We start from the raw sequence: 26,843 nt of genomic DNA, 5'->3' as shown, positions 1-26,843 counted from the left end.
GGGCGTGCGGGTGTGTGCGTTGTCCCTTTGGTCGGCAGCGCCAGTGGGGTCAAAGAGCCGGGGCACCGGGCGCCGGCCCGTCCCGCCCGGCCGCCGGGTGCCCGAGGGCGAGCTGCCCAAGCCGTGTGTGGACCCGCAGGGGCTCGCCCGGTTCGCCGACGCCTCCCCCGACCTGCTCTACAGCGCCGACGTGCTGCTGGACGCCTTCCCCGACGCCCAGCTCGTCCAGGTGATCCGGGACGGCCGCGACGCCGTCGCCGACATGCTGGACGACGAGCGCTGCCTCGCCTGGTTCAAGCCGGGCCTGGCCAACCTCGACACGGTGTTCCCGAACCCGTTCTTCGGCGTGGAGGACCACACCGACCGCAACCGCTGGCCGCGCGCGGCGACCGCCGTGAAGTGCGCGCTGCGCTGGCGCGGCTCGGTGCGGCTCAGCGCGAAGCTGCGGCAGCAGGTCCCCGAGGAGCAGCTGCTCACCGTCCGGTACGAGGAACTGGTGGCGCGGCCGCGCAACGTCGCCGCCGGCCTGGCGGAGTACCTCGACGCGCCGATCCCGAAGACGGCGTTCTCGGGCCTGGTCCGGGTCGGCGAGGCGAGCGACGGCGGGGTCGGGTCGTGGCGCGACCGGCTCACCCCGCGGCAGGCCGCGCAGGTCGAGAAGGTCGCCGGCCCCGAGCTGCGGCGGCTCGGCTACCAGACCGGCCCCTGAGCGGCGCTACTCGGCGCCGAGCGGCTCGGCCCGCCGCTCCCCGTCCCGCCACTCCCCGTCCCGCTGGTGCGAGAACTGGGGGCGGTACAGCTCGGCGTACAGGCCGCCCGCCAGCAGCAGCTCCTCGTGCCGGCCGCGCTCGGCGACCCGGCCGCCGTCGACCACCAGGATCTGGTCGGCCTCGCGGATCGTGGACAGCCGGTGCGCGATCACCAGCGACGTCCGGCCGGCGAGGGCGGTGCGCAGCGCCCGCTGCACGGCCGCCTCGGACTCCGAGTCCAGGTGCGCGGTCGCCTCGTCCAGCACGACGACGGACGGCGCCTTGAGCAGCAGCCGCGCGATCGCGAGGCGCTGCTTCTCGCCGCCCGACAGGCGGTAGCCGCGGTCGCCGACGACGGTGTCGAGGCCGTCGGGCATCTCGGCGACGAGGTCGCCGATGTGCGCCGCGTCCACGGCCGCCAGGATCTCCTCGTCGGTCGCGTCCGGGCGCGCGTAGCGCATGTTCTCGCGGATCGAGTCGTGGAACAGGTGCGCGTCCTGGCTGACGACGCCGATCTCGGCGCGCAGCGACTCCAGGGTCACGTCGCGGACGTCGGCGCCGCCGACGCGGATGGCGCCGCCGGACACGTCGTACAGCCGCGACACCAGGTGCGTGATCGTCGACTTGCCCGCCCCGGACGGCCCGACGAGCGCGACGAGCTGCCCCGGCCCGGCCTTGAAGTCGACGTCGTGCAGGACTTCCCGGCCGGGCGAGGTGTCGGTGCGGGCGATCGACTCCAGCGAGGCCAGCGACACCTCGTCCGCCGCAGGGTAGGCGAACCGGACGTGGTCGAACTCGATCGACGGGGCCTTCGTCAGGCTCGTGGACGGCGTGCGCTCCTCGCCGAGCGTGCGGGCGTCGTCGCGGTCGCGGATCAGCGGCTTGAGGTCGAGCACCTCGAAGACCCGGTCGAAGCTGACGAGCGCCGTCATGACGTCCACGTGGACGTTCGACAGCGCGGTCAGCGGCCCGTACATCCGGGTCAGCAGGGTCGCGAGGGCGACGAGCGTGCCGAGCTGGAGGGTGCCGTTGACGGCGAGGACGCCGCCGACGCCGTAGACCATGGCGGTGGCGAGCGCCGCGACCAGCGTCAGCGCGGTGAAGAACACCCGCCCGTACATGGCGGCGATGATCCCGACGTCGCGGACGCGGGCGGCGCGGCCGGAGAAGTTCTCCTCCTCCTCGGCGGGCCGCCCGTACAGCTTGGCGAGCATCGCGCCGGCGACGTTGAACCGCTCGGTCATCAGCGAGCCCATCTCGGCGTCCAGCACCATCTGCTCGCGGCTGACGCGCTGCAGGCGCTTGCCGACCCACTTGGCCGGCAGGATGAAGATCGGGAGCAGCAGCAGCGCGATCAGCGTCACCTGCCACGACAGGAACAGCATCGTGGCCAGCACCAGGAGCAGGCTGATCACGTTGGACACCACCGACGACAGCGTGGTGGTGAGGGCGCGCTGCGCGCCGATCACGTCGTTGTTGAGGCGGCTGACGAGCGAGCCCGTCTGCGCCCGCATGAAGAACGCGACCGGCTGCCGCTGGACGTGCGCGAAGACCTGGCTGCGCAGGTCGTAGATCAGCCCCTCGCCGATGCGCGCCGAGAACCAGCGCTGCGCGAGGCCGAGCACCGCCTCCACGAACGCGAGCCCCGCGACCGCGACGGCGAGCCAGATCACGACGTCCTGCCGGCCGGGCACGATGCCGCTGTCGATGATCGACTTCAGCAGCAGCGGGTTCGCGACGACGATCACCGCGGCCAGCGAGTTCAGCGCGAGGAAGATCACCAGCTCGCGGACGTAGGGACGGGCGTACCCCGCGATCCGCCCGACGGTGCCGGGCTTGAGCTTCTGCTGGGTGACGGAGCTGTCCTTGCGGAACGAGGCCATCACCTGCCAGCCGTTGCCTGGCATCCCCACATCTGCCTCCGGAGGGTCCCTGCCGCCGACATCATCGTCATCGGCGTAATCAAGTAAGCATCTCAGTATCCGGCCCGCACAACGCCGCCCCGCCCGCCGGGCTTCCCCGCTCCGCTCACGGCGTAATCACGGCGTGCACGGCTCTGGACAACCCGTGGCGCCGGTGCGACCGTGATCAACATTCCCAGGCTCACACCCCCCCAGGAGCCCACAGATGAAACGACGCCTCCCCGGCGGCGGCATCGGCGTGATCACCGTCACGGCCGCGCTGCTCGCCACGACCGCGCTCCCCGCGGCGGCGGACGTCCCCACAAGGGACGGCACCCCCCAGGTAACCGTGAAGGACGGCGAGACGCAGCCGGTGTTCTCCCGTGCCGACGCCGTCACCCAGACCGTCAACATCGAGACCACGGCCGACAGCGACCGCGACGGCGTGCGGGACCGCGTGCAGATGCGGATCATGCGCCCCAAGGAGACCGACACCGCCGGGCTGAAGGTCCCGACGATCCTGGAGCCGAGCCCGTACTGGGCCGGCATCAACAACGTCCCGAACCATCCCGTCGACATCGGCGACGCGCAGCGGCACGCGCTGACGAGCTCGGCGCGCAACCTCGCCGAGATCTTCCCCGGGTACTACGACAACTACTTCCTGCCGCGCGGGTACGCGGTCGCCGACCTCGACAGCATCGGGACGGGCGGCTCGACCGGCTGCCCCACGTCCGGGGACCGCAGCGAGCAGGCGGGCGCCAAGGCCGCGGTGGACTGGCTGAACGGCCGCGCCCGCGGCTGGGCGCCGGACGGGACGCCGGTGAAGGCGTCCTGGTCCACCGGCAACGTCGGCATGATCGGCCAGTCCTACGACGGGACGCTGCCGAACATGGCCGCCGCCACCGGCGTCGAGGGGCTGAAGGCCATCGTCCCGATCGCCGGGATCTCCAGCTGGTACGACTACTACCGCGCGGGCGGCGGCGTGGTCGCGCCCGGCGGCTACCAGGGCGAGGACCTGGACGTCCTGGCCAAGGCGGTGCTGACCCGCGAGAACCCCGAGGTCTGCGAGCAGGTCATCGACGGGATCGAGGCGGCGCAGGACCGCGAGACCGGCGACTACTCCAAGGTCTGGGTCGAGCGCGACTACGTCGGCCAGGCGCGGAAGGTGCGCGCCGCCGTCATGGTCGTGCACGGGCTCAACGACTGGAACGTCAAGATCAAGAACTCGGTGCAGTGGTGGAACGCCCTCAAGAAGACCGGCGTCCCGCTCAAGCTGTGGCTGCACCAGGGCAACCACTCGACGCCGTTCCGGTGGCGGGTCGAGGAGTGGCTGCGGCAGACGCTGCACTGGTTCGACCGGTACCTCTACGGCATCCGCAACGGGATCGAGCACGAGCCGCGCGTCGACGTCCAGCACGCGGACGGGACATGGGAGACGGCGCGGGACTGGCCCGTCCCCGGCACCCGTACCGTCCCGCTGAGCCTGAACGCCGGGCCGTCCGGGCAGCCCGGCGCGCTCGGCCTCTGGCCCCGGCACGGTGAGACGCAGTCGTTCGTGGACGCGGGCAAGACCCGCACCGCCGAGCAGCTCCTCGTCAACGAGGACCAGGCGGACCCGAACCGGCTCGCCTACCTGACCGGGCCGCTGCCCAGCGCCGTCCGGGTCGACGGCATCCCGTCGGTCTCGCTGCGTGCCTCGCTCGACGGCCGGTCGCCGTACCTGACGGCGCTGCTGGTCGACTACGGCACCGACACCCGTCGCATGGGCGCCCATGTCAACACCGACGAGCAATCTTTGAGAATGGCCAACCGATATATACAATCCGTGTCTAGTTGACGACGGAACGCTGTATCGCTAACGTGTTCGACGTGCGGGGCGAAGGGTGACTCCGGAAGCTCCGAAGCGTCACGACGGACACAGCGTGACAGTCGCCGCTGGACGGAAACTCTCGACCACAACTCGGGGGAGGCGGAGACGTTAAACGCCTGCGGAGGGGATGTAAGACCACGGTTCGCCGTGGCGGAACCCCGGTGAAACAGGAAGCCGCGGAAGTGTCGCCCCTCAAGGTGCGACTCAGGCCGAGTCTCCGGCTCCTGGGCTAGGGGAGCACGTCAAGGCGAGAGCGTGCCGGGAGGTCGAGGTTGAGACGGCATTCGCTCAAGTAGCCCTCTCAGGGGTGGGCCGGGGGCCTCCGGCCCACCCCTGTACGGTCAGTTGCCGAACATCTCGCGGAGGCGGCCGATCTGCTCGCGGCGCTCGGCGGCGCACTGCTCCTCAAGGGTGTTCTCGGCGGCCTCCCACAGCAGCCGCTTGGTCGCGACGGCCGCGCCGGGGTTCACCGCGAGCAGCGACGCCACCAGGTCGCGGACGGCGCCGTCCAGGCCGTCGCGCGGGACGACGATCTCGGCGATGCCGAGCCGGGCCGCCTCGTCGGCGAGGACCGTCCGCGCGGTCAGGCACAGCTCCAGCGCCCGCCCGATGCCGACGATCTCCACCAGCGGCTTGGTGCCGGTCAGGTCGGGGACGAGCCCGAGCGCGGGCTCCTTCATGCAGAACCTGGCGTCGTCGGCCGCGACGCGGATGTCGCAGGCCAGCGCGAGCTGGAACCCGCCGCCGATGGCGTGCCCGTGCACGGCCGCGACCGTGACGATGTCGGGGCGCCGCAGCCAGGTGTAGCCCTCCTGCAGCTCGGCGATGAAGCGGTCGGTGGCCGCGGCGTCCGAGCCGTCGCTGAAGCCCTCGCCGTCACCGGAGAACATGCCGAGGTCGATGCCCGCCGAGAAGCACTTGCCCTCGCCGCGCAGCACGACGACGCGCACGTCCGCGGGCAGGGAGCGCCCGATCGCGGCCAGGCCCCGCCATGTGTCGAACGTCATGGCGTTGCGCCGCTCGGGCCGGTCCAGGGTGACGGTCGCGACCGCGCCGTCCACCTCCAGCCGCAGCCCGGCCTTCCCGAGGTCCGGGCTGGCCGTTTCCGGCCGTCCCGCCGTTGTCGCGTCCCCCACTGGTCTTTCCTCTCGATGAGCATTTTATGCGGGCCCGCCCCGCCGTCCACGGGACGGGACCCGCTCGCCCGGTCCGCCGCCGCGACCGAACCCTACTCGGCCGGCCGCGGCGCCGGATCAGGCGGTGCGCTCATCCGGGGGCAGGGGTCCGGTCAGGACTTCTTGCCCCGGGTCGCGCCACCGCGACCGCGCAGGTTGACGCCGGACTCGGTCAGAATCCGGTGGATGAAACCGTACGAGCGGCCGGTGGCGGCTGCCAGGGCGCGGATGCTCTCGCCGGAGTCGTACCTCTTCTTCAGGTCCGCCGCCAGCTTGTCGCGCTCGGCACCGGTCACGCGGGTGCCCTTCTTGAGGGTCTCGGCCACGAGTACCTCCCGTAGTGATGTGGTGACCGCTGCGTTATCCCCCGCCATGATCAGTCATTCCCGGCTGTTCGGCTACCCACTCGGCCAGAAAAGATCTGCGGAAGTCACCTCGCAGGTCACGCGAGCGCCACCAGATCGGCAAACTCGTCACTCCAGATGTCTTCCACACCATCCGGCAGCAAAATCACTCTTTCCGGTGCGAGCGCCTCGACCGCGCCCTCGTCGTGGGTCACCAGGACGATGGCCCCGGCGAACGTCCGCAGGGCGCCGAGGATCTCCTCGCGGCTGGCCGGATCGAGGTTGTTCGTGGGCTCGTCCAGCAGCAGCACGTTCGCGCTCGACACCACGAGCATCGCCAGTGCCAGCCGGGTCTTCTCGCCGCCGGACAGGACGCCCGCGGGCTTGTCGACGTCGTCGCCGGAGAACAGGAACGAGCCGAGGATCTTGCGGACCTCGACGGGCGCCATGCCGGGCGCCGCCGACTGCATGTTCTCCAGGACGGAGCGGCCGACGTCCAGGGTCTCGTGCTCCTGCGCGTAGTAGCCGATCCGCAGGCCGTGACCGGGCACCACCGAGCCGGTGTCGGGCTTGTCGACGCCGCCCAGCAGGCGCAGCAGCGTGGTCTTGCCGGCGCCGTTCAGGCCGAGGACGACGACGCGGCTGCCCCGGTCGACGGCCAGGTCCACGTCGGTGAAAATCTCCAAAGATCCGTACGATTTCGACAAACCCTCCGCGGTGAGGGGGGTCTTGCCGCACGGCGCCGGCTCCGGGAAGCGGATCTTGGCCACCTTGTCGGCCTGCCGCTCGCCCTCCACGCCGGACAGCAGCTGCCGGGCCCGCCGGTCCATCTGCTGCGCCGCCTTCGCCTTGGTCGCCTTGGCGCGCATCTTGTCGGCCTGCGACAGCAGCGCGGACGCCTGCCGGTGCGCGTTGGCCGACTCGCGCTTGCGGCGCCGCTCGTCGGTCTCGCGCTGGTCGAGGTACTTCTTCCAGCCGACGTTGTAGATGTCGATCACGCTGCGGTTGGCGTCCAGGTGGAACACCCGGTTGACGACCGCGTCCAGCAGCTCCACGTCGTGGCTGATCACGACGAGGCCGCCCTGGTGGCCCTTCAGGAAGTCGCGGAGCCACACGATCGAGTCGGCGTCCAGGTGGTTGGTCGGCTCGTCCAGCAGCAGCGTGTCGGCGCCGGAGAACAGGATGCGGGCCAGCTCCACCCGGCGGCGCTGGCCGCCCGACAGCGTCCCGAGCGGCTGGGTCATCACCCGGTCGGGCAGGCCGAGGCTGGAGGCGATCGACGCCGCCTCGGCCTCCGCGCTGTAGCCGCCGAGGACGTGCAGGCGCTCTTCGAGGCGCCCGTAGCGGCGGACGGCCTTGTCGCGGTCGGCGCCCGTCGCGGTCGCCATGGCGTCCTCGGCGGCGCGCAGCTTGCGGATCACCTCGTCCAGCCCGCGCGCGGACAGGATCCGGTCGCGGGCCAGCTCGTCGAGGTCGACGCCGCGCGGGTCCTGCGGCAGGTAGCCGATCGTGCCGGAGGACGTCACGGCGCCCTGCGCGGGCTGCGCCTCCCCGGCCAGCACCCTGGTGAGGGTGGTCTTGCCGGCGCCGTTGCGCCCGACGAAGCCGACCCGGTCGCCGGGGTTGACCCGGAACGTGGCAGTCTCGATGAGCAGCCGGGGTCCGGCGCGCAGCTCGATGTCTTTCGCGATGATCACAGTGACAGGGCTCCCCTGACGGACGGCTCGGTGGACAGGCGCACGAAACGGCGCGCCGCGCGGTCCTCGGAGACCGTGGGCGCGCCGGGCGCACTGTCAGTTCGGGAGCGGAACCATCCGGCCAGTGTACGCGACCGCCGGGGTGCCGGGCGGAACTCGTCCGGAAGGCATGTGTGAACGGGCCGGCGGGGGCCAGTATGAGGGTGGTGGCGTGCGGCGCGAACGGCACCGGGGCCGGTGGTCCCGGCACGAAGGAGGGTGGGCCGGATGACCCAGGTCACGGGGAACGTGCCGGACGGGACGCCGAACTGGCTCGACATCGGCGTCCCGGACCTCGACCGGGCGAAGACGTTCTACGGGACGCTGCTCGGCTGGCAGTTCCAGGACACGGGCCCCGAAGGGGGCCACTACAACATGTGCATGCTGCGCGGCGAGCCCGTCGCCGGGATGATGCAGAACCCCGGCGACCAGCCGGACGAGTACTGGTGGAGCGTCTATTTCGCCGCCGCCGACTGCGACCGGGTGATCGACCGGGCCACGGGCGCGGGCGGTGAGGTCGTCGTCCCGCCCATGGACGTGATGGACCAGGGCCGCCTGGCGATCCTGAAGGACCCGCAGGGCGGCCAGTTCGGGCTCTGGCAGGGCGGCGCGCACCCCGGATCCCGGATCGTGAACGCCCCCGGATCGTTCGTGTGGAACGAGCTGGCCACGCCCGACTCCGCGGCCGCCGGCGAGTTCTACCGGGCCGTGTTCGGCTACGAGACGGAGCCGATGCCGGGCGACATGGACTACCTCGTCCTGCGGCGGGCGGGCGACGGCCGGTACATCGGCGGGATCCTCGGCGGCTCCGGCGTCGTGGTCGGCGGGGGCTCCGCCGAGGTCCCGTCCTGGACGACGTACTTCGCGGTCGACGACGCCGACGCGGCGGTCCGGAAGGTGCGGGCGGGCGGCGGCACGGTCGACTCCGAGCCGGCCGACAGCCCGTACGGCCGGTCGGCCGCCGTCCGCGACCCGTTCAGGGTGCCGCTGCGCGTGATGAAGCCGGCGCCCGAGCCCGCGCCGTGACCGGTCTTCGGGGGCCCGGCCGGGTGCCGGGCCCCCGAAAGTCGGCCCTGTCAGCCCTGCCGCTCGGCGGCGAGGCGCTGCCCGATCGTCTGGTGCAGCCGCTGGAGCCCGGACGTGCCGACGAGGCCGATCTGGCCCTCCAGGTCGCGCAGCAGGACGTCCTCGTTCATCACGGCCTCCGACGACTGCATCATCACGGTGCCCTGGCCGGTGAAGTCGAACTGGTGCTCCTCGCCGGACTGGCCGCCGATCCCGAACACCATCCGGGCGGTGCCGAACGCCCCGCGCATGTAGGAGTGGTCGTAGTGGTGGCAGGGGGACGGGCAGTCGGCCCAGCCGAGCAGCGCCTGCGGGTCGACCCGGATCGGCGGCTCGACGAAGTGGACGGGGCCGTTGGAGGCCGCCACGAACCGTCCCGTGCCGATCAGCGTGAGGAACCCCGGGATGATCGACTGCTTCAGCTCCAGGCCCGGCTCGAAGGCGAGCAGGTTCCCGGCCCGGACGGTGAGGTTGCCGTTCTCCAGGTCGAAGGAGTTGACGTCGAAGCCGCGGTCGGCGAGGACGAGCTTGCCCTGCCCCTGCGCGACGATCCAGTCCTGGGCGTACAGCGGGGAGTTGAACGTGTGCGCGACGAGGGAGTCCAGCGGCCCCGCCGACAGCGCCTCGAACCTGATCTGCCCGTAGTAGGCGATCATCTTGCCCTTCTGCGCGAACCACTGCCCGTTGAGGTCGACGCTGAAGGCGTAGGGGTTGACGTTGTCGTTGGACGGGAGCGTGTGCGGGTTCCAGGTCCGCGTGCCGAAACTGGTCACGGGTCAGATCTTCCTCTCGCTGGCCTGGACGTAGACGACGCCGGAGCCGCTCAGCTCCAGCTGGAAGCCCTCGCCGGAGCCGCGTCCGATCATCTCGCGCAGCCCGACGGCCGTGGTGAGCCGGTTCTGCACCTGGCCGCGGTGGGCCACGTACGCCTGCGGGTCGACGTGGACGGGACGCTGCGGGGTGATCGGCATCTCCATCACGCCGCCGTGCGACAGCAGCGCGCACGAGCCGTGCCCGGTGAGCGTCGTGGTGAACAGGCCCTGCCCGGAGACCGCGCCGCGGACGATGCCGCGGACGCCGCCCTGCTCGCCCATGAACATCGTCCCGACCTGCAGGGCCGCGTCGTGGACGAGGAGCCGGTCGGCCTCGGCGTACAGGGTGTCGGCGCCGGTCAGGTCGATGACGGTGACCTCCAGCCCGCGGTGCCCGAACATGACGCTGCCCTGCCCGGTGACGTGCATCATCGCGCTGCGCTCGCCGGCGACGGCGCGCCCGAGCGTGCCGCCGATGCCCTGCCCGGCGGTGGCGGTCGGGGCGAACGACACGGGCCCGGTGTAGGCGAGCATCGCGCCGCGCTTGCTGTAGACCTCCTGCCCCGGCCCGATCGGCACCTGGAGCATCTTGGAGTTGATCGACTGGTATCCGGGCATCAGATCTCCAGAATTCCGCCGCGCTCGGCGGGCTGGACGTAGACCAGCCCATGTCCCTGATACCGGAACTGCACGCTCTCCCCCGATCCCTGGCCGATCACCGTCCGCCAGTTGACGTCGGTGACCACGTCCTGCTGGAGCTGCCCGTGATGGCACACGTACGCGTGCGGGTCGACGCACAGCGGCGTCTGCGGGGTCACCTCCAGCGCGATGGCCGGGCCCTCGGACAGGACCGCGACCGTGCCGTGCCCGTCCACCTTGGTGGTGGCGAGGCCCTGGCCGGTGCCCATGCCCCGCAGGCCGACGAACTGGACGCCGGTCTGCAGGTTCCCGTCGAGGGCCAGCAGGCTCTCCGACTCGACGAACAGGGTGTCGCCGGTGAGCTGGATGAGCGTGACCTCCGTCGCCTCGCTCGCCAGGTACACCGTGCCGTGCCCGGTGATCTCCATGAGCGTCATGCCCTCGCCGGCGATCCGCCGCTTGAGGGCGCCCCGCAGCCCCTCGCCGCCCGTCATGCCCTGCCGTTTGAACGCCATCTCGCCCTCGTAGGCGACCATGGCCCCGTTCAGCGCTCTGATGGTCTCGCCGCCGAGGTCGACGGCGAGCATCTTCGAGCCGTTCATTCGAAATTGCGCCACGAAGCGAGAAGATACAGCCCGGCGCGTTGCCGGTCCCGCTCGCGCGCACATCGGGAAGGATGAGCACCATGTGGATCGCTCCCGAACGCCGCAGTCTCAGCCGGTGGGCCGTGCCAGGGCTCGTCCTGGCCGCCGGTGTGGTGGTCGGGGCCGTGCTGGCCGCCGAAGGGCGGTCCGGGACGGCCCTCATCGCGCTGGCCGCGCTCGCCGGATACGCCTGCTACCTGGGTTACCGCCGCAACGAGCCGGCGCTGCCGATCAGCGACGGTTTCGGGTCCGGCACCCGGGCCCGCGCGCACCTGCGCGCCGCCGCGACGACGGGCGACGTGCTCACCGTCGCGGTGATCGGCGCCCTCGTCGTCCAGGCGCTGCGCGGCTCCGACATCACCGCCTACGTCTGGCTGGCGGCGCTCGGCGGCGCGACGTACCTGGTCGCGGCGCTCGCCGGCACCCGCAGCCTCTGAGGCCGCCGCTGCGCGATCAGCGCGGGCCGGGTGATCCCTCGTGCGGATCACGCCCGGAAAGTCCTCTGGAGACCGTTTCCTGGGCGAGGATGGCCGCCTGCACCCGGCTTGCCAGCCCGAGCTTGCCGAGGATACGGCTGACGTGCGTCTTCGTCGTCGTCTCCGCCATGTCGAGGCGGGCCGCGATCTGCCCGTTCGACAGGCCCTCCCCCAGGCACGCGAACACCTCGCGCTCCCGCGGCGTCAGCTCGTCCAGGCCGGGCGCCTCCGCCGGGACCGCCGGACGGGACGCGAACTCGCCGATCAGCCGCCGGGTCACCCGCGGGGCGATGACGCCGTCGCCGGCCGCGACCGTCCGGACGGCCTCCACGAGCTTGTCGGCGTCCACGTCCTTCAGCAGGAAGCCGGCGGCGCCCGCCCGCAGCGCGCCGAACACGTACTCGTCCATGTCGAACGTCGTCAGCACCAGCACGTCGGTGAACCCGGCGATCTCCCTCGTCGCGCTGATGCCGTCCAGGCGCGGCATCCGGACGTCCATGAGCACGACGTCGGGCCGCAGCTCCCGGGCTAGCTCCACCACGCGCAGCCCGTCCGCGGCCTCGCCGACGACCCGCACGTCCGGCGCGCCGCGCAGGACCAGCACCAGGCCGGCCCGCACCGCCGCCTGGTCGTCGGCGACCAGCACCTCGATCATGGCGTCCTCTCCAGCTCCACGGGCAGCTCGGCGTGCACCCGCCACCGGCCGCCGTCCGGCCCCGCGTCGAACTCCCCGGCCAGCATCACCGCGCGCTCGCGCATCCCGACCAGCCCGCTGCCGCTGCCCGGCAGCCGGGAGCCGTCCCGGCCGAGCGGGCTGAGCACGTCGATCACCAGCCGCCGCCCGTACTCGACGCGGACCTCCGCGCGGCCGGGCCCGGCGTGCTTCAGCGCGTTGGTCAGCGACTCCTGGACGATCCGGTACGCGGCCAGCTCCACCGCCGCCGGCAGCTCCGCCGGCTCCCCCGCGACCTCCAGGCACGCCGACAGATCCGACCGCGCGGTGTGCCGGACGAGCCGGTCCAGCTCGGCGAGCCGCGGCCGGGCCGCCGGGTCGGCGTCACCGCCATCGCGCAGCAGCCCGATCATCCGGCGCATCTCGGCGAGCCCCTGCACGCTGTTCTCCCGGATGACCAGCATCGCCCGCTCGATCTCGGCCCGCTCCAGGTCGGGCACCCGCAGCACCGCCGAGGAGTGCAGCGCCACCGCGCTCAGATGGTTGGCGATCACGTCGTGCAGCTCGCGGGCCATCCGGGCCCGCTCGGCGCCCACCGCGGCGCGCCGGTCCAGCTCCGCGAGCCGCGCCACCTGCTCGGCCCGCTGCCGCTCCGCCTCCGCCCGGGACCGGTGCTCGCGCACCGCCATCGCGGTCAGCACCGGGCCCACCCACGTCACCCCGGCCACCGCGCCCGCGACGACGGCCACCGCGACCTCGTGCACCGCCAGGCCGATCCCGGCCGTCACCGCCAGCGTCGCTGCGGCCGTCCCGCCGAGCAGCCACTCCGCCGTCCGGCGCCGCCCGTACAGGCTCGCCGCGTACAGCGCGTCCCCGTAGATCACCGCGGTCGCGAACCCCGGCCCGAGCGCCACGTCCAGGAAGTTGAACGGCGTGGACAGCGCGAGCCCGAGCAGGGGCGCCGTCCGCCGCAGCAGCGTCGCCGCGCACAGCCCGCCGAGCGCGGCCACCCGCGCCCAGACGGGCGCCTCCCAGCCCGCCCACCAGTTCGCGTAGCCGTTCGCGGCGAGCAGCACGAGCCCGCCCGCCATCGCCGCCACGGCGATCAGCGCGTCCTGACGCGTGGTGACCCTTCGCACGCCTCCATCTCAGCATCCCGGCCGCGATGCCTCGTCCACCCAGGTAAGGATGCCGCGTACATCGTTCGGACGACCCGGTACGCCAGAGGCCGCGCTCCCGGGTGGGGGCGCGGCCTCGGTGCGGGCGTGCGGGTCAGACGTTGAAGCCGAGGGCGCGGAGCTGGTCGCGGCCGTCGTCGGTGATCTTGTCGGGGCCCCACGGCGGGAGCCAGACCCAGTTGATCTTGACGTCCTTGACGAGGCCCTCCAGGGCGCTGTGGGCCTGGTCCTCGATCACGTCGGTGAGCGGGCAGGCGGCGCTGGTGAGCGTCATGTCGATGGTGGCGACCTCGGCGTCGAGGTTGACGCCGTAGATCAGGCCCAGGTCGACGACGTTGATGCCGAGCTCGGGGTCGACGACGTCCTTCAGGGCCTCCAGGACCTCTTCCTCCTGGACGGTGGTGCCGGGCGTGTCGGTCATGATGCCTCTCCGAGTGCGCGTGCGGTCGCGTCCTTCCACGCCATCCAGGCGAGCAGGGCGCATTTGATCCTGGCCGGGTACTTGGAGACCCCGGCGAAGGCGATGGCGTCCTCCAGGACGTCCTCGTCGGGTTCGGTGTCCCGGCCGCGGGACTGCATCAGGGCCAGGAACTCCTCGCCGACGGCCATCGCCTCCTTCACCGACTTCCCGATGATCAGGTCGGACATCACCGAGGCGCTGGCCTGGCTGATCGAGCAGCCCATGGCGTCGTAGGAGACGTCGGCGACGGTGGCGTCCTGGCCCTCGCCGTCCAGGTGGACGCGCAGCGTCACCTCGTCACCGCAGGTCGGGTTGACGTGGTGCGCCTCGCCCTCGAACGGCTCCCGCAGCCCCTTGTGGTGGGGGTTGCGGTAGTGGTCCAGGATGACCTCCTGGTACATCGCCTCCAGCTGCATGTCGTCCCTTCCAAGCCTTTCTCGCTACAACCGGCGCGCCGGTCAGTGTGTTCCGAAGAACTTCTGTGCGTGCCGTACCCCGTCGGCGAGCGCGTCCACATCGGCGAGGGTGTTGTAGAGGTAGAACGTCGCGCGGGTCGTCGCCGGGATGCCGAAGCGCCGGCAGATCGGCCACGCGCAGTGGTGGCCGACGCGGACCTCGACGCCCAGGTCGTCCAGGACCTGGCCGACGTCGTGCGGGTGGATGTCCTCGACGGTGAACGACACCGCGCCGCCGCGCGCCTCGGTGGTGCCGGGGCCGATGATGCGGACGCCGGGGATCTCGCCCAGCCGCTCCAGGGAGTAGCCGACGAGGGCCTCCTCGTGCGCGTGCACGCGGTCCATGCCGAGCTCGGCGAGGTAGTCGCACGCCACGCCGAGCCCGATGGCCTGCGCGGTCATCGGGACGCCCGCCTCGAACCGCTGCGGCGGCGGCATGAACGTGGTCTGCTCCATGTGGACGACCTCGATCATGGAGCCGCCGGTGATGAACGGCGGCATCGCTTCGAGCAGCTCACTCCGGCCCCACAGGACGCCGATGCCCGTCGGGCCGAGCATCTTGTGGCCGGAGAACGCCAGGAAGTCGGCGCCCAGCTCGGTGACGTCGACCGGCTGGTGCGGGACCGACTGCGCGGCGTCCAGCAGGACGAGGGCGCCCACGGCGTGGGCGCGCTCGATGATCCGCCGCACCGGCGGGACGGTGCCGAGCACGTTCGACTGGTGCGTCAGCGCGACGATCTTGGTGCGCTCGTTCACCAGGTCGTCGAGGTCCTCCAGGTCGAGACGGCCCTCGTCGGTCAGGCCGAACCAGCGCAGCGTCGCCCCGGTGCGGCGGCACAGCTGCTGCCACGGGACGAGGTTCGCGTGGTGCTCCATCTCCGACACCACGACCTCGTCGCCGGGGCCGACCGCGAACCGCTCGGCCTCCGGGCCGGCGGTCGCGGCGTTGCTCATCGCGTACGCGACGAGGTTGATGCCCTCGGTGGCGTTCTTGGTGAACACGATCTCGGCGGGCGTCGCGCCGATGAACCGGGCGATCGAGGCGCGGGCGTTCTCGTAGGCCTCCGTCGCCTCCTCGGCGAGCAGGTGCGCGCCCCGGTGCGGGGCCGCGTTGTGCCGCTCGTAGAACGTCCGCTCCGCGTCCAGGACGCGGACGGGCTTCTGCGACGTCGCCCCCGAGTCGAGGTACACCAGAGGACGCCCGCCGCGGACCGTGCGTCCCAGCAGCGGGAAGTCCTTCTTCAGCTCCTCGGGCAACATCGTCATGCGGACGCGCCCGCCTTCAGGTACTTCTCGTAGCCCTCGTTCTCCAGCTCGTCGGCCAGCTCGGGGCCGCCCTCGGCGACGACGCGGCCGGCGGCGAAGACGTGCACGAAGTCGGGCTTCACGTACCGCAGGATGCGGGTGTAGTGGGTGATGAGCAGCACGCCGGTCTCGCCGCCGGCGAACCGGTTCACGCCCTCGGAGACGACCTTGAGCGCGTCGACGTCCAGGCCGGAGTCGGTCTCGTCCAGGATCGCGACCTTCGGCTTGAGCATCTCCAGCTGCAGGATCTCGTGCCGCTTCTTCTCACCGCCGGAGAAGCCCTCGTTCAGGCTGCGCTGCGCGAACGCCGGGTCGATGGACAGGTTGTCCATCGCCGTCTTCATCTCCTTGGAGAACTCGCGGAGCTTCGGCGCCTCGCCGCGGACGGCGGTCACCGCCGAGCGCAGGAAGTTCGACACCGACACGCCCGGCACCTCGACCGGGTACTGCATCGCCAGGAACAGCCCGGCGCGGGCGCGCTCGTCGACCGACATCGCGAGGACGTCCTCGCCGTCCAGCGTGACGGTGCCGGACGTCACCTCGTACTTGGGGTGGCCGGCGACCGCGTAGGCCAGGGTGGACTTGCCGGAGCCGTTCGGCCCCATGATCGCGTGGGTCTCACCGGCCTGCACGGTCAGGTCGACCCCGCGCAGGATCTCCTTCGCCCCGTCGGAGCCGTCGCCGACGGAGACGTGGAGGTCGCGGATCTCTAGCGTGGCCATAGTGCGTATAGTCCTTCGTCGTGGGGTCAGTCGTCGCCGAGCGAGAGGTAGACGTCCCCGCCCTCGACCTTGACCTTGTAGGTGGCGACCGGCTGCGTGGCCGGCGGGTTGGTGGGCTTGCCGCTGCGCAGGTCGAAGCAGGACCCGTGCAGCCAGCACTCGATGGTGCCGTCGTAGACCTCGCCCTCGGAGAGCGAGACCTCGGCGTGCGAGCAGATGTCGTTCACGGCGTACACGTCCGCGCCGCTGCGCACGACGGCGATGGGCGTGTCGTCGACCTCGACGCCGAGGGCCCCGTCGGCGGGGATCTCCTCCAGCGCGCACACCTTCACGTATCCCTTCTGGGGGGACGCCCCCCCAGACCCCCCGGGCTTCGCGGATGTGGTCATCGAGCCGCTCCCTGGTCGAGCTCCTCCTCGATGGCCTCGCGGACCTTGTCGCGGACCTCGGCGACCTCGATGCGCTCGACCAGCTGGCCGAGGAAGCCCCGGACGACCATGCGGCGCGCCTCGTCGAAGGTGATGCCGCGCGCCCGCAGGTAGAACAAATGCTCGTCGTCCAGCCGCCCGGACGCCGAGGCGTGCCCGGCGCCGGCGACCTCGCCGGTGAGGATCTCCAGGTTCGGCACCGAGTCGACCCGCGTGCCGTCGGTGAGGACGAGGTTGCGGTTCAGCTCGTAGGTGTCGGTGCCCTCCGCCTCCGCGCGGATGATCACGTCGCCGATCCAGACGGCGTGCGCGTCCTGGTCCTGCAGCGCGCCGCGGTAGTCGACGCGGCTGCGGCAGTGCGGGACGGCGTGGTCGACGAGGAGGCGGTGCTCCAGGTGCTGCCCGCCGTCGACGAAGTACACCCCGTACAGCTCGGCGTCGCCGCCCGGCGCGCCGTAGGCGACCGACGGCGAGATCCGCACGACGTCGCCGCCGAGCGAGATGTTGTGCGAGACGAACCGGGCGTCGCGGCCGAGCCGGGCATGCTGGTGGGCGACGTGGACGGCGTCGTCCGCCCAGTCCTGCAGGCTGATCACCGACAGGCGGGCGCCGTCGCCGACGACGAACTCGATGTTCTCGGCGTAGGTCGCCGAGCCGCGGTGCGTGAACACGACGGTGGCCTCGGCGAACGGCTCCACCACGACGGTGGTGTGCCCGTAGGCGGCGGCCGACGCGTCCTCGCCGCGCCGGCGCAGGATGGTCGGCGCCGACGCGACGGCCTCCTTCGGAACGGTCACGACGGTGGCGTCGGTGAAGGAGTTCCACGCCTGCGCGCTGACCCGGTCGGCGGGGACGTAGGCCTTGCCGATGCGCGCGTCGTCGCGGCCGACGGTCTCGACGGTGACCTCGGGGGCCGCCTCGACCTCCAGCAGGACCTTGCCGCCGTCCGCGGCGGTGCCCTTGTGCAGGTTGCGGAGGCGGCGCAGCGGCGTGAACCGCCACTCCTCCTCGCGGCCCGTCGGGACCTCGAAGTCGGCGACGTCGTAAGACGCCTTCTCGTGCAGCGTCGAGAGAGGCTTGGTGTCGAGCCCCATCAGCCGACGGCTCCTTCCATCTGCAGCTCGATGAGCCGGTTCAGCTCAAGGGCGTACTCCATCGGCAGCTCGCGCGCGATGGGCTCGACGAACCCGCGCACGATCATCGCCATCGCCTCGTCCTCGGTGAGGCCGCGGCTCATCAGGTAGAACAGCTGCTGCTCCGACACCTTGGAGACGGTCGCCTCGTGCCCCATCTCGACGTCGTCCTCGCGGACGTCGACGTAGGGGTAGGTGTCGGACCGGCTGATCTGGTCGACGAGCAGCGCGTCGCACTTCACCGTGGACTTGCTGTGCTCGGCGCCCTCCTGGATCTGCACCAGCCCGCGGTAGGACGTGCGGCCGCCGCCGCGCGCCACCGACTTGGAGATGATGCTGGAGGAGGTGTTGGGCGCGGCGTGCACCATCTTGGCGCCGGCGTCCTGGTGCTGGTCCTCGCCCGCGAAGGCGATCGACAGGGTCTCGCCCTTGGCGTGCTCGCCGAGCAGGTAGACGGCCGGGTACTTCATGGTGACCTTGGAGCCGATGTTGCCGTCGACCCACTCCATGGTGGCGCCCTCATAGGCGACGGCGCGCTTGGTCACCAGGTTGTAGACGTTGTTCGACCAGTTCTGGATGGTCGTGTAGCGGACGCGGGCGTCCTTCTTGACGATGATCTCCACGACCGCCGAGTGCAGCGAGTCCGACTTGTAGATCGGCGCGGTACAGCCCTCGACGTAGTGCACGTAGGAGCCCTCGTCGGCGATGATCAGCGTCCGCTCGAACTGGCCCATGTTCTCGGTGTTGATCCGGAAGTAGGCCTGCAGCGGGATCTCGACGTGCACGCCCGGCGGGACGTAGACGAACGAGCCGCCCGACCACACGGTGGTGTTGAGCGCGGCGAACTTGTTGTCGCCGACCGGGATCACCGAGCCGAAGTACTCCTGGAAGATCTCCGGGTGCTCGCGCAGGCCGGTGTCGGTGTCGACGAAGATGACGCCCTTCTCCTCAAGGTCCTCGCGGATCTTGTGGTAGACGACCTCCGACTCGTACTGCGCGGCGACGCCGGCGATGAGGCGCTGCTTCTCCGCCTCGGGGATGCCGAGCTTGTCGTAGGTGTTCTTGATGTCCTCGGGGAGCTCCTCCCAGGACGTCGCCTGCTGCTCGGTGGAGCGCACGAAGTACTTGATGTTGTCGAAGTCGATGCCGGACAGGTCGGAGCCCCAGCTGGGCATCGGCTTCTTGTCGAACAGCCGCAGGCCCTTGAGGCGCAGGTCGAGCATCCACTGGGGCTCGTTCTTCTTGCCCGAGATGTCGCGGACGACGTCCTCGTTCAGGCCGCGCCGCGCCGAGGCGCCGGCCTCGTCGGAGTCGACCCAGCCGAACTTGTACCTGTCGAGCCCCTCTAGCTCAGGGTGGGCTGCCGTAGTCATAGGGACGTCCCTCCGGAGTCCTCGTCACTGATCTGTGTGCGTTCGGGGGACGCCTGGTCCCCCGCGTCCCCGCCGGGGGTGACGCTCGCGGCGGGATCGCCGGCCCGGTCCGTCCCGCACAGGGAGCGCGGGCTGACGTGGGTCGTGCAGATCCCGTCGCCGTGGGCGATCGTGGCCAGCCGCTGCACGGGGGTGCCGAGCAGCCGGCTGAACGCCTCGGTCTCGGCCTCGCACAGCTGCGGGAACTCCGCGGCGACGTGCGCGACCGGGCAGTGGTGCTGGCACAGCTGCTCGCCGCCGCCCGGCTGGGGCGCCTTGGCGGCGGCGGCCGCGTAGCCGTCGCCCGACAGCGCCTCGGCGAGCGTGCGGACCCGCTGCTGGGGCGGGGCGTCCTGCACGACCGGCAGGTACCGCCGCTCCAGGTCGGCGATCTGCCGACGGGCGAACTCGGCGACGGCGTGCTCGCCCGCCTTCTCGGCGAGGAAGCGCAGCGCGCCCGCCGCCAGGTCGTCGTAGGCGTGCACGAACGCGCTGCGCCCGGCGTCGGTGATGGCGAACCACTTGGCGGGACGCCCCCGGCCGCGCCGGGTCTGCGGCACCCGCGCCTTGCGGACCTCGATCATCCCCTCGGCCAGCAGCGCGTCCAGGTGCCGGCGGATCGCGGCCGGCGTGAGGCCGACGCGCTCGCCCAGCGTGGACGCCGTGACCGGGCCGTGCTCGAGGATCAGCCGGGCCACCCGCGCGCGCGTGTCGCGCTCTGTGTTGTAGCCGACCCCCGACAGAGACCCGCCCCCACCGACGTGACCGGGGCTGGACGGCACGCCGGAAGGGCGCGCGGCGGCGCCTCCGGTGGTCGTCTGATCCTCGCTCACGTATTTCACAACATCAGTGTGCCGTAATTCCTTCCCCTGAAACACCGGAACGCCGATGTCGTAGCTCACGCAGGTAAGCCTTACCTAACCTGGGCTTTCTCCCCCACGGTCGGCGCGGTGGCGCCGCGCGGCAGCAGCAGCACGGGGCACGGCGCGGCGCGGACGATCTTGCCGGAGCTCTCCCCGAGGAAGACCTTGCGCAGCGGCCCGTCGTGGCTGGACAGGCAGGCGAGCACCTCGCCGTGCAGCATATCGACGGTGCCGAGCGTCTTGGCGATGTCGGACCCGATGGCGGTGAGCCGCTCCACCGGCGTCCCGCCGCCGAACAGCCCGGCGGCGTAGCGCAGGTCCTCCTCGGCCTGGGCGAGCTGGCGGTCCAGCACCCCGCCCGGGACGCGGAACTTCGCGGCGAGGCCGGGAGGTCTGAGCACGAGCGTGAGCAGCCGCAGCTCGGCGTCCAGCCGCTCGGCGATCGAGGCGGCGGCCGTCAGCGGGCCGTCGGCGTCCTGGCGCTGGAAGTAGGCGAGGGTCATCCGCGCGATGCGCTTCGGCGGGTGCGCCGCGTAGCCGCGCGGCGCCAGCATGACCGGGACGGGCGAGCCGTGCAGCAGCTGGTCGGCGGTGCTGCCGATCGCGACGCGGCCGCGCCGCCCGCGCGGCGCCGAACCGGCCACGACCAGGCCGGCGCCCACGTCCCCGGCGACCTGGATGAGGCCGCGCCCGCTGCTGCGGTGGGCGTGCACGCGCAGCTCGACGTCCCGCTCCGGGACGTCCAGCTCCGTGAGCCGCGCGGCGGCGCCGGCGAGCGCCTCATCGGCCTGGCCCTTGAGGTAGGCGACCCATTCGGCGTCCACCGCGCCGGGGCCGGGGGTCGGCCACGGCGGCGGATGGACGTGGACGGCCGTCAGCGGCGCGTTCATCGTCCGGGCGAGCAGCGCGGCCAGCGCGAGCGCGTCGTCGCCGCGCTCGTCGGGGGCGTACCCGACCAGCACCCGCATTCCGTTGGTGTCGTTCATGGCGTCCCCCTTCCCTCAGATCCATCCGCCAGCCGCGAGTGCCTGCGGCCGTACAGGAAGTAGGCGGCCAGGCCCACCGCGCACCACAGCGCGAACACGATCCAGGTGACGCCGCCGAGGCCGACCATCAGGTACACGCAGAGCGCGACGCCGAGCAGCGGCGTGACGGGGAAGAACGGGGTCCGGAAGCTGCGCGGCAGCTCGGGCCGCGTCCGGCGCAGGACGATGACGCCGACGCTGACCAGCGCGAACGCGAACAGCGTCCCGATGCTGGTGGCGTCCACGAGCCGGCCGAGCGGGATCACCGCGGCCAGGATCCCGATGAACACCGCCACGATGACCGTGTTGGCGACGGGCACGCGGCGGCCGGGGCTGACCCTCTGGAAGACGTCCGGGACGAGCCCGTCCCGCGACATCGCGAACAGGATGCGGGTCTGCCCGTACATGACGGTGAGGACGACGCTGGCGATGGCGATCACGGCGCCGAGCGCGAGGATCATCGACGGCCACGCCTCCCCCGTCGCGACGTTCAGCACCTGCGCCAGGGACGCCTCCGCGCCGCTGATCTCGAACTCCTGCCAGTGCATCGCGGCGACGGCGGCGAGGCCGACCAGCACGTAGAGGACGGTGACGATGGCCAGCGACAGGACGATCGCGAGGGGCAGGTCGCGGCGGGGGTTCTTCGCCTCCTCGCCCGCGGTGGAGGCGGCGTCGAAGCCGATGTAGGAGAAGAACACCTTGCCGCCGGCCGCGCTGATCCCGGCCCAGCCCATCGGGGTGAAGGCGCTCAGGTTGCCCGACCGGAACGCGGTGAAGGCGACCGCGCAGAAGAACAGCAGCACGGCGATCTTGAGGAACACCATGATCGTGTTGGCGGTGGCGCTCTCGGACGTGCCGCGCAGCAGCAGCAGCGTGGCGATCAGCACCACGACCACGGCCGGGATGTTGACCAGGCCGCCCTCGCCCGGCGGGTTGCTGATCTCCTCGGGGATCGTGAAGCCGAACGCCGAGTCGAAGAACGCGTTGAGGTAGGAGCCCCAGCCGACCGCGACGGCCGACACCGACACGGCGTACTCCAGCAGCAGGCACCATCCGCAGACCCAGGCGACCAGCTCGCCGAGCGTCGCGTAGGCGTAGGAGTAGGACGAGCCGGACACCGGGATCGTCCCGGCCAGCTCCGCGTACGAGAGGGCGGAGAACAGCGCGGTGACGGCGGCGAGCACGAACGACAGCACGACGGCCGGGCCGGCCAGCGGCACCGCCTCGCCGAGGACGACGAAGATGCCGGTGCCGAGGGTCGCGCCGACGCTGAAGAAGGTGAGCTGCAGCAGGCTCATCGAGCGCTTCAGCTCGCCGCCCTCGCCCTGCCCGCCCTCGGCGACGATCCGGTCGACCGGCTTGGTGCGCAGCAGGCTGCGGGCGAACGACCCCGGCGCCGTCCCGGTGGTCACAGGGTGCTCTCCAGCGGCCAGGTGGCGTTGGGCGTGACGATCGTCCCGGCGATGCCCGCGAGGATCTCCACGCACTGGTCGAGCAGCCCGATCGCGGCCATGTCGCCGGTCCGCTCGACGAAGCTCGCCGCCGCCTCCGCCTTCGGGCCCATCGACCCGGCGGGGAAGTCCTCGGCGCGCAGCTCGTGCGGGGTGGTGTGGACGATCTCCTCCTGCTCCGGCGTGCCGAAGTTCCGCATCACCCGGGGGACGTCGGTGAGGATGAGCAGCGCGTCCGCGTCCATGCTCTCGGCGAGGACGGCCGCGGTGCGGTCCTTGTCGATCACCGCCTCGACGCCCTCCAGCCGTCCGACGTCGTTGCGGAACACCGGGATGCCGCCGCCGCCCGCGCACACCACGACCGTGCCGAGCCGGACCAGCTCGCGGATCAGCCGCGTCTCGATCACCCGCTGCGGGCGCGGGGACGGCACGACGCGGCGCCAGTGCTCCCCGTCCTGCCGGATCGTCCAGCCGTACTCGCCGGCGAGCTTCTCCGCGTCCTCGCGGTCGTAGACCTGCCCGACGAACTTGGTCGGGTCCTCGAACGCCGGGTCCACCGCCGACACCAGCGTCTGGTTGATCATCGCCATCACCTGGCGGCCGGGCAGCGCGTTCTGCAGCGCCTGCAGCATCCAGTAGCCGATCATCCCCTGGGTCTCGGCGCCGATCGTGTCGAGGGGGTAGGGCCGGGTCAGGTTCGGGTCGTTGACGCTCTCCAGCGACAGCACGCCGACCTGCGGCCCGTTCCCGTGCGTGATGATCAGCTCGTGCTTCTCGGCGAGCGGCGCGAGCGCCCGCACCGCCCGGTCCACGTTGCCGCGCTGCATTCCGGCGTCGGGGATGTCACCCCGTTTCACCAGCGCGTTCCCCCCGAGCGCGACGACCACGCGCATCCGTCCCCCTCACCCGCCCGGCCGGCCGAGCGTCGCGACCATGACCGCCTTGATGGTGTGCATCCGGTTCTCGGCCTCGTCGAAGACGATGGAGGCGGCCGACTCGAACACCTCGTCGGTGACCTCCAGCGCCTCCAGGCCGGTCTTCCGGTAGATGTCCTCCCCCACTGTGGTGCCCCGGTTGTGGAAGGCGGGGAGGCAGTGCATGAACTTGACGTTCTGGTTGCCGGTCGCCTGCATGACCTCGGTGTTGACCTGGTACGGCTTGAGCAGCGCTATGCGCTCGTCCCATACTTCTTTGGGCTCCCCCATCGACACCCACACGTCGGTCATGACGAAGTCGGCGCCCCGCACGCCTTCGGCTACGTCTTCGGTGAGCGTGATGTCAGCGCCGGTCTTGGCCGCCACCGTCTTGGACGGCTGGACGACCGTTTCGTCGTCCGGCCACAGGGTTCGCGGCGCGACGATGCGCACGTTCATGCCGAGCAGCGCGCCAGCGGCCACATAGGAGTGGCCCATGTTGTTGCGTGCGTCACCCAGATAGGCGTACGTGACGTCCTGCAGAGGCTTGTCGCTGTGCTCGCGCATGGTGAGCATGTCGGCGAGCATCTGCGTGGGGTGCCACTCGTCGGTCAGGCCGTTCCACACGGGGACGCCCGCGTACTCGGCGAGTTCTTCCACGAGCCTTTGGCTCGACCCCCGGTACTCGATGCCGTCGTACATCCGTCCCAGGACGCGGGCCGTGTCCTTCATCGACTCCTTGTGGCCGATCTGCGTCCCGCTCGGATCGAGGTAGGAGACGTGGGCGCCCTGGTCGTGCGCGGCGACCTCGAAAGCGCAGCGCGTCCGGGTGGACGTCTTCTCGAAGATGAGCGCGATGTTCCTGCCCGTCAGCGCCTGCCGTTCCGTCCCGGCGTACTTGGCGGCCTTCAACTCGGCCGCGAGATCGAGCAGGTACCCGAACTCCTCCGGCGTGAAGTCGAGTTCCTTGAGCAGGCTGCGGCCGCGCAGGTCGAGCGCCATTTCGTCTCCCGGGTGTCGTGGGCCGTCAGGCGTCCCGGACGAGCGGGCAGGTCATGCAGCGCGGGCCGCCCCGCCCCCGGCCCAGCTCGCTGCCGCGGATGGTGATGACCTGGATCCCGTTCCGGCTCAGATGGTTGTTGCTCGTCGCGTTGCGCTCGTAGGCGACGACAACGCCCGGCGAGACGGCCAAGACGTTCGCGCCGTCGTCCCACTGCTCGCGCTCGGCGGCGAACACGTCCTGCGTCGGGACGAGGACCTTGACGTCGTCCAGGCCGAGCGCGGCGGCGATCGCCCGGTACATGTCCTCGGGAGGGTGATCGGTGATCTTCAGTTCCTTCTCGGTGTCGCCCGGCTCGACGGTGTGGGACGGCAGCAGGCCCAGCCCCTCGTAGGCGGTGAACACGCCGTGGTCGACCATCGTCATGACCGTGTCCAGGTGCATGAACGCCCGCTTGTGCGGCATCCGCAGCGCGACGATCCGGGTGCACGACCCGGCGGCGAACAGCGACTGCGCGAGCATCTCCACGGCCTGCGGCTGCGTCCGCTCGCTCATACCGACCAGCACGGCGCCGTTCCCGATGACCAGGACGTCGCCGCCCTCCAGCGTCGCCGGGGCCATCGCCGTCCCGCTGTTCCACACGTGGAAGCCGCCCTCGGCGGGCCGGCCGTACCCGGCGGCGAACAGCGGATGCCAGCGGTACACCGCCTCCATGTTCACCGTCTCGCGCATGCGCGCCTTCTTGCGCATCGTGTTGATCGAGACGCCGTCGTAGATCCAGCAGGACGTGTCGCGGGTGAACAGGTGGTTGGGCAGCGGCGGCAGGATGAACCCGTCCATGCCGATGGAGTGGAACGCGATGGACGCGGGCTCGGGGATCCGCTCCAGGATCTCCCGCTTGGTGATGCCGCCGATCAGGAACGAGCCCAGCTCCTGCACGTCCATGGAGTCGAAGCAGTTGCGGATCGCGTCGGTGGCCAGCGGGCCGAACCAGTGCGGGTCGACGACGGCGTCCAGGATGTGCTTGCGCGCCTCGGGGATCCCGATCGTCTCGGTCAGCAGGTCGGACAGCAGGTGCGTCCGGACGCCCTCCGCGCGCAGCACGTCCTCGAACTCCGCGTGCTCCTCCACCGCGCGCTTGACCCACAGCACGTCGTCGAACAGCAGCCCGGCCGCGTTGGACGGGGTGAGCCGCTTCAGCGACAGCTCCGGCCGGTGCAGCAGGACCTCGCGAAGCCGGCCGACTTCCGAACCGACGTGGAACGGCATCCCCCACCTCCTCCAGGCCACCGGCGACGGCCCGGCGACAGGCCGTCAATTCCCCGAGGCCGACGGGGCAAAACTGGATCGACCTCCGCCCGGAGGCTTTGCCGGACCTTCACCCGGCGCGACGGCGGGACCCGGCGCGGAGCGGTCCATGCCCGGTCATAAACTCGTCGGCATGACACCCCCCGGAGGCGGCGGCCGAGACGGCGCGGTCGAGCTGCACTCTCTCGTGAAGCGCTACGGCTCCGCCAGGGCCGTGGACGGCCTCTCGTTCAGCGCCGCCCGGGGCGCCGTCACCGCGCTGCTCGGCCCGAACGGCGCGGGCAAGACGACCACGATCGAGATCTGCGAGGGGTTCCGGCGGGCCGACTCCGGCACCGTCCGCGTCCTCGGCCTCGACCCCGCCGCCGACGGCCGCGCGCTGAAGCCGCGGGTCGGGGTGATGCCGCAGTCCGGCGGCGTGCCGGCGACGGCCCGCGCCGGCGAGTTCCTGAAGCTCGTCGCCTCGTTCCACGCCACGCCGCTCGACCCGGCGGCCCTGCTGGCGCGGCTCGGCCTCACCGAGCACGCCCGCACCCCGTTCCGCCGCATGTCGGGCGGGCAGCAGCAGCGCCTCTCCCTCGCCGTCGCCATCGTCGGACGGCCCGAGCTGGTCTTCCTCGACGAGCCCACGACCGGCCTCGACCCGCAGGCCAGGCACGCCACCTGGGAGCTGATCGAGGAGCTGCGCGCCGCCGGGGTGTCGGTGGTCCTCACCACGCACAACATGGAGGAGGCCGAGCGCCTCTCCGACCGCGTCGTCATCGTCGACCACGGCAAGGTCGTGGCCGAGGGCGCGCCCGAGGAGCTGACCGGCGCCGAGCGGCAGCTGCGGTTCCGCGCCCGGCCCGGCCTCGGCCTGGACGAGCTGCTGTCGGCGCTGCCGGCCGGCAGCGCGGCCAAGGAGTCGCCCGCCGGGCACTACCTGATCGAGGCGGACGTGCGGCCCGAGCTGCTCGCCACCGTCACCGCCTGGTGCGCCTCGCACGGCGTCCTGACCGAGGACCTGCGGATCGAGCGCCGCACCCTGGAGGACGTCTTCCTCGAACTGACCGGACGGGAGCTGCGCGCGTGACCGCCCCACTGGACCTGTCCCCGGCGCCGGGGG

The 26,843-nt window shown here is 71.7% G+C and carries 27 protein-coding genes; 5 read left to right on the top strand and 22 right to left on the bottom strand.

What is annotated here, in order from left to right; all coding sequences use genetic code 11:
- A partial coding sequence (locus HUX53_RS36275) for a sulfotransferase (RefSeq protein ID WP_176407794.1) occupies positions 1 to 709 on the top strand: 709 nt, incomplete at its 5' end.
- Positions 710 to 715: 6 nt separating this feature from the next.
- Here HUX53_RS36275 and HUX53_RS36270 read toward each other — a convergent pair.
- Positions 716 to 2,656: an ABC transporter ATP-binding protein gene (locus HUX53_RS36270; RefSeq protein WP_176407800.1), complete on the bottom strand. Its 1,941-nt coding sequence runs from the start codon at positions 2,654 to 2,656 to the stop codon at positions 716 to 718.
- 220 nt (positions 2,657 to 2,876) lie between these two features.
- Here HUX53_RS36270 and HUX53_RS36265 point away from each other — a divergent pair, with 220 nt between their 5' ends.
- Positions 2,877 to 4,487: a CocE/NonD family hydrolase gene (locus tag HUX53_RS36265; RefSeq protein WP_176407793.1), complete on the top strand. Its 1,611-nt coding sequence runs from the start codon at positions 2,877 to 2,879 to the stop codon at positions 4,485 to 4,487.
- A 374-nt stretch (positions 4,488 to 4,861) separates the two neighbouring features.
- Here HUX53_RS36265 and HUX53_RS36260 read toward each other — a convergent pair whose 3' ends face one another.
- The 3 genes from HUX53_RS36260 to HUX53_RS36250 all read right to left on the bottom strand — a co-directional run bounded on the left by HUX53_RS36260 (position 4,862) and on the right by HUX53_RS36250 (position 7,736).
- Positions 4,862 to 5,656 carry an enoyl-CoA hydratase/isomerase family protein gene (locus tag HUX53_RS36260; RefSeq protein WP_176407792.1) on the bottom strand — a complete coding sequence of 265 codons (795 nt, stop codon included), beginning with the start codon at positions 5,654 to 5,656 and terminating at the stop codon, positions 4,862 to 4,864.
- A gap of 152 nt (positions 5,657 to 5,808) precedes the next feature.
- Positions 5,809 to 6,021, bottom strand: a complete 213-nt coding sequence (locus HUX53_RS36255; protein ID WP_021596738.1) for a helix-turn-helix domain-containing protein — start codon at positions 6,019 to 6,021, stop codon at positions 5,809 to 5,811.
- A 116-nt stretch (positions 6,022 to 6,137) separates the two neighbouring features.
- Positions 6,138 to 7,736, bottom strand: coding sequence for an ABC-F family ATP-binding cassette domain-containing protein (locus HUX53_RS36250; RefSeq protein WP_176407791.1), 1,599 nt, complete (start codon positions 7,734 to 7,736; stop codon positions 6,138 to 6,140).
- Between the two features lie 267 nt (positions 7,737 to 8,003).
- On the opposite strand from HUX53_RS36250, the gene HUX53_RS36245 reads away from it, so the two are divergent.
- Positions 8,004 to 8,801 (top strand): VOC family protein, encoded by a 798-nt coding sequence (locus HUX53_RS36245; protein ID WP_176407790.1) that lies wholly within the window; start codon positions 8,004 to 8,006, stop codon positions 8,799 to 8,801.
- Positions 8,802 to 8,851: 50 nt separating this feature from the next.
- Here the strand turns inward: HUX53_RS36245 and HUX53_RS36240 are convergent, their stop codons facing one another.
- The 3 genes from HUX53_RS36240 to HUX53_RS36230 are packed head-to-tail and all read right to left on the bottom strand — an operon-like array spanning position 8,852 to position 10,908.
- Positions 8,852 to 9,613: an AIM24 family protein gene (locus HUX53_RS36240; RefSeq protein WP_176407789.1), complete on the bottom strand. Its 762-nt coding sequence runs from the start codon at positions 9,611 to 9,613 to the stop codon at positions 8,852 to 8,854.
- A 3-nt stretch (positions 9,614 to 9,616) separates the two neighbouring features.
- Complete coding sequence (locus HUX53_RS36235; RefSeq protein WP_176407788.1) at positions 9,617 to 10,270, bottom strand: AIM24 family protein; 654 nt, start codon at positions 10,268 to 10,270, stop codon at positions 9,617 to 9,619.
- Positions 10,270 to 10,908 (bottom strand): AIM24 family protein, encoded by a 639-nt coding sequence (locus HUX53_RS36230; RefSeq protein ID WP_309237601.1) that lies wholly within the window; start codon positions 10,906 to 10,908, stop codon positions 10,270 to 10,272. Before HUX53_RS36230 ends, HUX53_RS36235 begins: the two co-directional genes overlap by 1 nt.
- A 68-nt stretch (positions 10,909 to 10,976) precedes the next feature.
- Here HUX53_RS36230 and HUX53_RS36225 point away from each other — a divergent pair, with 68 nt between their 5' ends.
- Positions 10,977 to 11,372, top strand: a complete 396-nt coding sequence (locus tag HUX53_RS36225; protein ID WP_176407787.1) for an ABC transporter permease — start codon at positions 10,977 to 10,979, stop codon at positions 11,370 to 11,372.
- Between the two features lie 16 nt (positions 11,373 to 11,388).
- Here the strand turns inward: HUX53_RS36225 and HUX53_RS36220 are convergent, their stop codons facing one another.
- From HUX53_RS36220 to HUX53_RS36150, 15 genes are all read right to left on the bottom strand, one after another.
- The gene (locus tag HUX53_RS36220; protein ID WP_176407786.1) at positions 11,389 to 12,066 is read right to left on the bottom strand and encodes a response regulator transcription factor; all 678 of its coding nucleotides are present in this window, start codon (positions 12,064 to 12,066) and stop codon (positions 11,389 to 11,391) included.
- Complete coding sequence (locus HUX53_RS36215; RefSeq protein WP_309237600.1) at positions 12,063 to 13,223, bottom strand: histidine kinase; 1,161 nt, start codon at positions 13,221 to 13,223, stop codon at positions 12,063 to 12,065. Before HUX53_RS36215 ends, HUX53_RS36220 begins: the two co-directional genes overlap by 4 nt.
- A gap of 133 nt (positions 13,224 to 13,356) precedes the next feature.
- Complete coding sequence (locus tag HUX53_RS36210) at positions 13,357 to 13,683, bottom strand: metal-sulfur cluster assembly factor (protein WP_176407785.1); 327 nt, start codon at positions 13,681 to 13,683, stop codon at positions 13,357 to 13,359.
- On the bottom strand, positions 13,680 to 14,138 hold the full coding sequence (sufU, locus tag HUX53_RS36205; RefSeq protein WP_131939266.1) for a Fe-S cluster assembly sulfur transfer protein SufU: 459 nt from the start codon (positions 14,136 to 14,138) through the stop codon (positions 13,680 to 13,682). Before sufU ends, HUX53_RS36210 begins: the two co-directional genes overlap by 4 nt.
- A gap of 42 nt (positions 14,139 to 14,180) precedes the next feature.
- Positions 14,181 to 15,443, bottom strand: a complete 1,263-nt coding sequence (locus tag HUX53_RS36200) for a cysteine desulfurase (protein ID WP_176407784.1) — start codon at positions 15,441 to 15,443, stop codon at positions 14,181 to 14,183.
- The gene (gene sufC / locus HUX53_RS36195) at positions 15,440 to 16,204 is read right to left on the bottom strand and encodes a Fe-S cluster assembly ATPase SufC (RefSeq protein ID WP_176407783.1); all 765 of its coding nucleotides are present in this window, start codon (positions 16,202 to 16,204) and stop codon (positions 15,440 to 15,442) included. Before sufC ends, HUX53_RS36200 begins: the two co-directional genes overlap by 4 nt.
- 26 nt (positions 16,205 to 16,230) lie before the next feature.
- Positions 16,231 to 16,593: a non-heme iron oxygenase ferredoxin subunit gene (locus tag HUX53_RS36190; protein WP_176407782.1), complete on the bottom strand. Its 363-nt coding sequence runs from the start codon at positions 16,591 to 16,593 to the stop codon at positions 16,231 to 16,233.
- A complete protein-coding gene (gene sufD / locus HUX53_RS36185; protein ID WP_176407781.1) occupies positions 16,590 to 17,726 on the bottom strand; it encodes a Fe-S cluster assembly protein SufD in 1,137 nt (378 codons plus the stop codon). The genes HUX53_RS36190 and sufD overlap by 4 nt, the downstream gene beginning before the upstream one ends.
- Positions 17,726 to 19,138, bottom strand: coding sequence for a Fe-S cluster assembly protein SufB (gene sufB / locus HUX53_RS36180; protein ID WP_176407780.1), 1,413 nt, complete (start codon positions 19,136 to 19,138; stop codon positions 17,726 to 17,728). The genes sufD and sufB overlap by 1 nt, the downstream gene beginning before the upstream one ends.
- On the bottom strand, positions 19,135 to 20,010 hold the full coding sequence (locus HUX53_RS36175; RefSeq protein WP_176407779.1) for a metalloregulator ArsR/SmtB family transcription factor: 876 nt from the start codon (positions 20,008 to 20,010) through the stop codon (positions 19,135 to 19,137). The genes sufB and HUX53_RS36175 overlap by 4 nt, the downstream gene beginning before the upstream one ends.
- An 80-nt stretch (positions 20,011 to 20,090) precedes the next feature.
- Positions 20,091 to 21,026, bottom strand: coding sequence for a universal stress protein (locus HUX53_RS36170; RefSeq protein WP_176407778.1), 936 nt, complete (start codon positions 21,024 to 21,026; stop codon positions 20,091 to 20,093).
- The gene (locus HUX53_RS36165) at positions 21,023 to 22,477 is read right to left on the bottom strand and encodes an amino acid permease (protein WP_309237599.1); all 1,455 of its coding nucleotides are present in this window, start codon (positions 22,475 to 22,477) and stop codon (positions 21,023 to 21,025) included. The genes HUX53_RS36170 and HUX53_RS36165 overlap by 4 nt, the downstream gene beginning before the upstream one ends.
- Entirely contained in the window at positions 22,474 to 23,409 is a 936-nt protein-coding gene (locus HUX53_RS36160; RefSeq protein WP_176407777.1) for a carbamate kinase, read from the bottom strand. The genes HUX53_RS36165 and HUX53_RS36160 overlap by 4 nt, the downstream gene beginning before the upstream one ends.
- A gap of 9 nt (positions 23,410 to 23,418) precedes the next feature.
- The gene (gene argF, locus HUX53_RS36155; RefSeq protein ID WP_176407776.1) at positions 23,419 to 24,432 is read right to left on the bottom strand and encodes an ornithine carbamoyltransferase; all 1,014 of its coding nucleotides are present in this window, start codon (positions 24,430 to 24,432) and stop codon (positions 23,419 to 23,421) included.
- Positions 24,433 to 24,457: 25 nt separating this feature from the next.
- Positions 24,458 to 25,699 carry an arginine deiminase gene (locus tag HUX53_RS36150; RefSeq protein ID WP_176407775.1) on the bottom strand — a complete coding sequence of 414 codons (1,242 nt, stop codon included), beginning with the start codon at positions 25,697 to 25,699 and terminating at the stop codon, positions 24,458 to 24,460.
- A gap of 172 nt (positions 25,700 to 25,871) precedes the next feature.
- On the opposite strand from HUX53_RS36150, the gene HUX53_RS36145 reads away from it, so the two are divergent.
- Positions 25,872 to 26,810: an ABC transporter ATP-binding protein gene (locus tag HUX53_RS36145; RefSeq protein ID WP_176407774.1), complete on the top strand. Its 939-nt coding sequence runs from the start codon at positions 25,872 to 25,874 to the stop codon at positions 26,808 to 26,810.
- Positions 26,811 to 26,843 lie beyond the last annotated feature (33 nt).

Origin of the sequence: Actinomadura sp. BRA 177, from assembly GCF_013372625.1 — a bacterium.
In the GTDB taxonomy this organism is placed as follows: domain Bacteria; phylum Actinomycetota; class Actinomycetes; order Streptosporangiales; family Streptosporangiaceae; genus Spirillospora.
The sequence above is the reverse complement of the archived record's forward strand: the minus strand, read 5'-3'. Positions and strand labels throughout refer to the sequence as shown.

Excerpts from the sequence above, each read along its gene's own strand:
- HUX53_RS36265 (WP_176407793.1), top strand. The coding sequence starts at position 2,877 with ATGAAACGACGCCTCCCCGGCGGCGGCATCGGCGTGATCACCGTCACG.
- HUX53_RS36235 (WP_176407788.1), bottom strand. The coding sequence starts at position 10,270 with ATGCCCGGATACCAGTCGATCAACTCCAAGATGCTCCAGGTGCCGATC.
- HUX53_RS36270 (WP_176407800.1), bottom strand. The coding sequence starts at position 2,656 with ATGCCAGGCAACGGCTGGCAGGTGATGGCCTCGTTCCGCAAGGACAGC.
- HUX53_RS36245 (WP_176407790.1), top strand. The coding sequence starts at position 8,004 with ATGACCCAGGTCACGGGGAACGTGCCGGACGGGACGCCGAACTGGCTC.
- HUX53_RS36170 (WP_176407778.1), bottom strand. The coding sequence starts at position 21,026 with ATGAACGACACCAACGGAATGCGGGTGCTGGTCGGGTACGCCCCCGAC.
- argF (WP_176407776.1), bottom strand. The coding sequence starts at position 24,432 with ATGGCGCTCGACCTGCGCGGCCGCAGCCTGCTCAAGGAACTCGACTTC.
- HUX53_RS36190 (WP_176407782.1), bottom strand. The coding sequence starts at position 16,593 with ATGACCACATCCGCGAAGCCCGGGGGGTCTGGGGGGGCGTCCCCCCAG.
- sufD (WP_176407781.1), bottom strand. The coding sequence starts at position 17,726 with ATGGGGCTCGACACCAAGCCTCTCTCGACGCTGCACGAGAAGGCGTCT.
- HUX53_RS36220 (WP_176407786.1), bottom strand. The coding sequence starts at position 12,066 with ATGATCGAGGTGCTGGTCGCCGACGACCAGGCGGCGGTGCGGGCCGGC.
- HUX53_RS36160 (WP_176407777.1), bottom strand. The coding sequence starts at position 23,409 with ATGCGCGTGGTCGTCGCGCTCGGGGGGAACGCGCTGGTGAAACGGGGT.
- HUX53_RS36150 (WP_176407775.1), bottom strand. The coding sequence starts at position 25,699 with ATGCCGTTCCACGTCGGTTCGGAAGTCGGCCGGCTTCGCGAGGTCCTG.
- HUX53_RS36225 (WP_176407787.1), top strand. The coding sequence starts at position 10,977 with ATGTGGATCGCTCCCGAACGCCGCAGTCTCAGCCGGTGGGCCGTGCCA.
- sufB (WP_176407780.1), bottom strand. The coding sequence starts at position 19,138 with ATGACTACGGCAGCCCACCCTGAGCTAGAGGGGCTCGACAGGTACAAG.
- HUX53_RS36145 (WP_176407774.1), top strand. The coding sequence starts at position 25,872 with ATGACACCCCCCGGAGGCGGCGGCCGAGACGGCGCGGTCGAGCTGCAC.
- HUX53_RS36200 (WP_176407784.1), bottom strand. The coding sequence starts at position 15,443 with ATGACGATGTTGCCCGAGGAGCTGAAGAAGGACTTCCCGCTGCTGGGA.
- sufC (WP_176407783.1), bottom strand. The coding sequence starts at position 16,204 with ATGGCCACGCTAGAGATCCGCGACCTCCACGTCTCCGTCGGCGACGGC.
- HUX53_RS36210 (WP_176407785.1), bottom strand. The coding sequence starts at position 13,683 with ATGACCGACACGCCCGGCACCACCGTCCAGGAGGAAGAGGTCCTGGAG.
- sufU (WP_131939266.1), bottom strand. The coding sequence starts at position 14,138 with ATGCAGCTGGAGGCGATGTACCAGGAGGTCATCCTGGACCACTACCGC.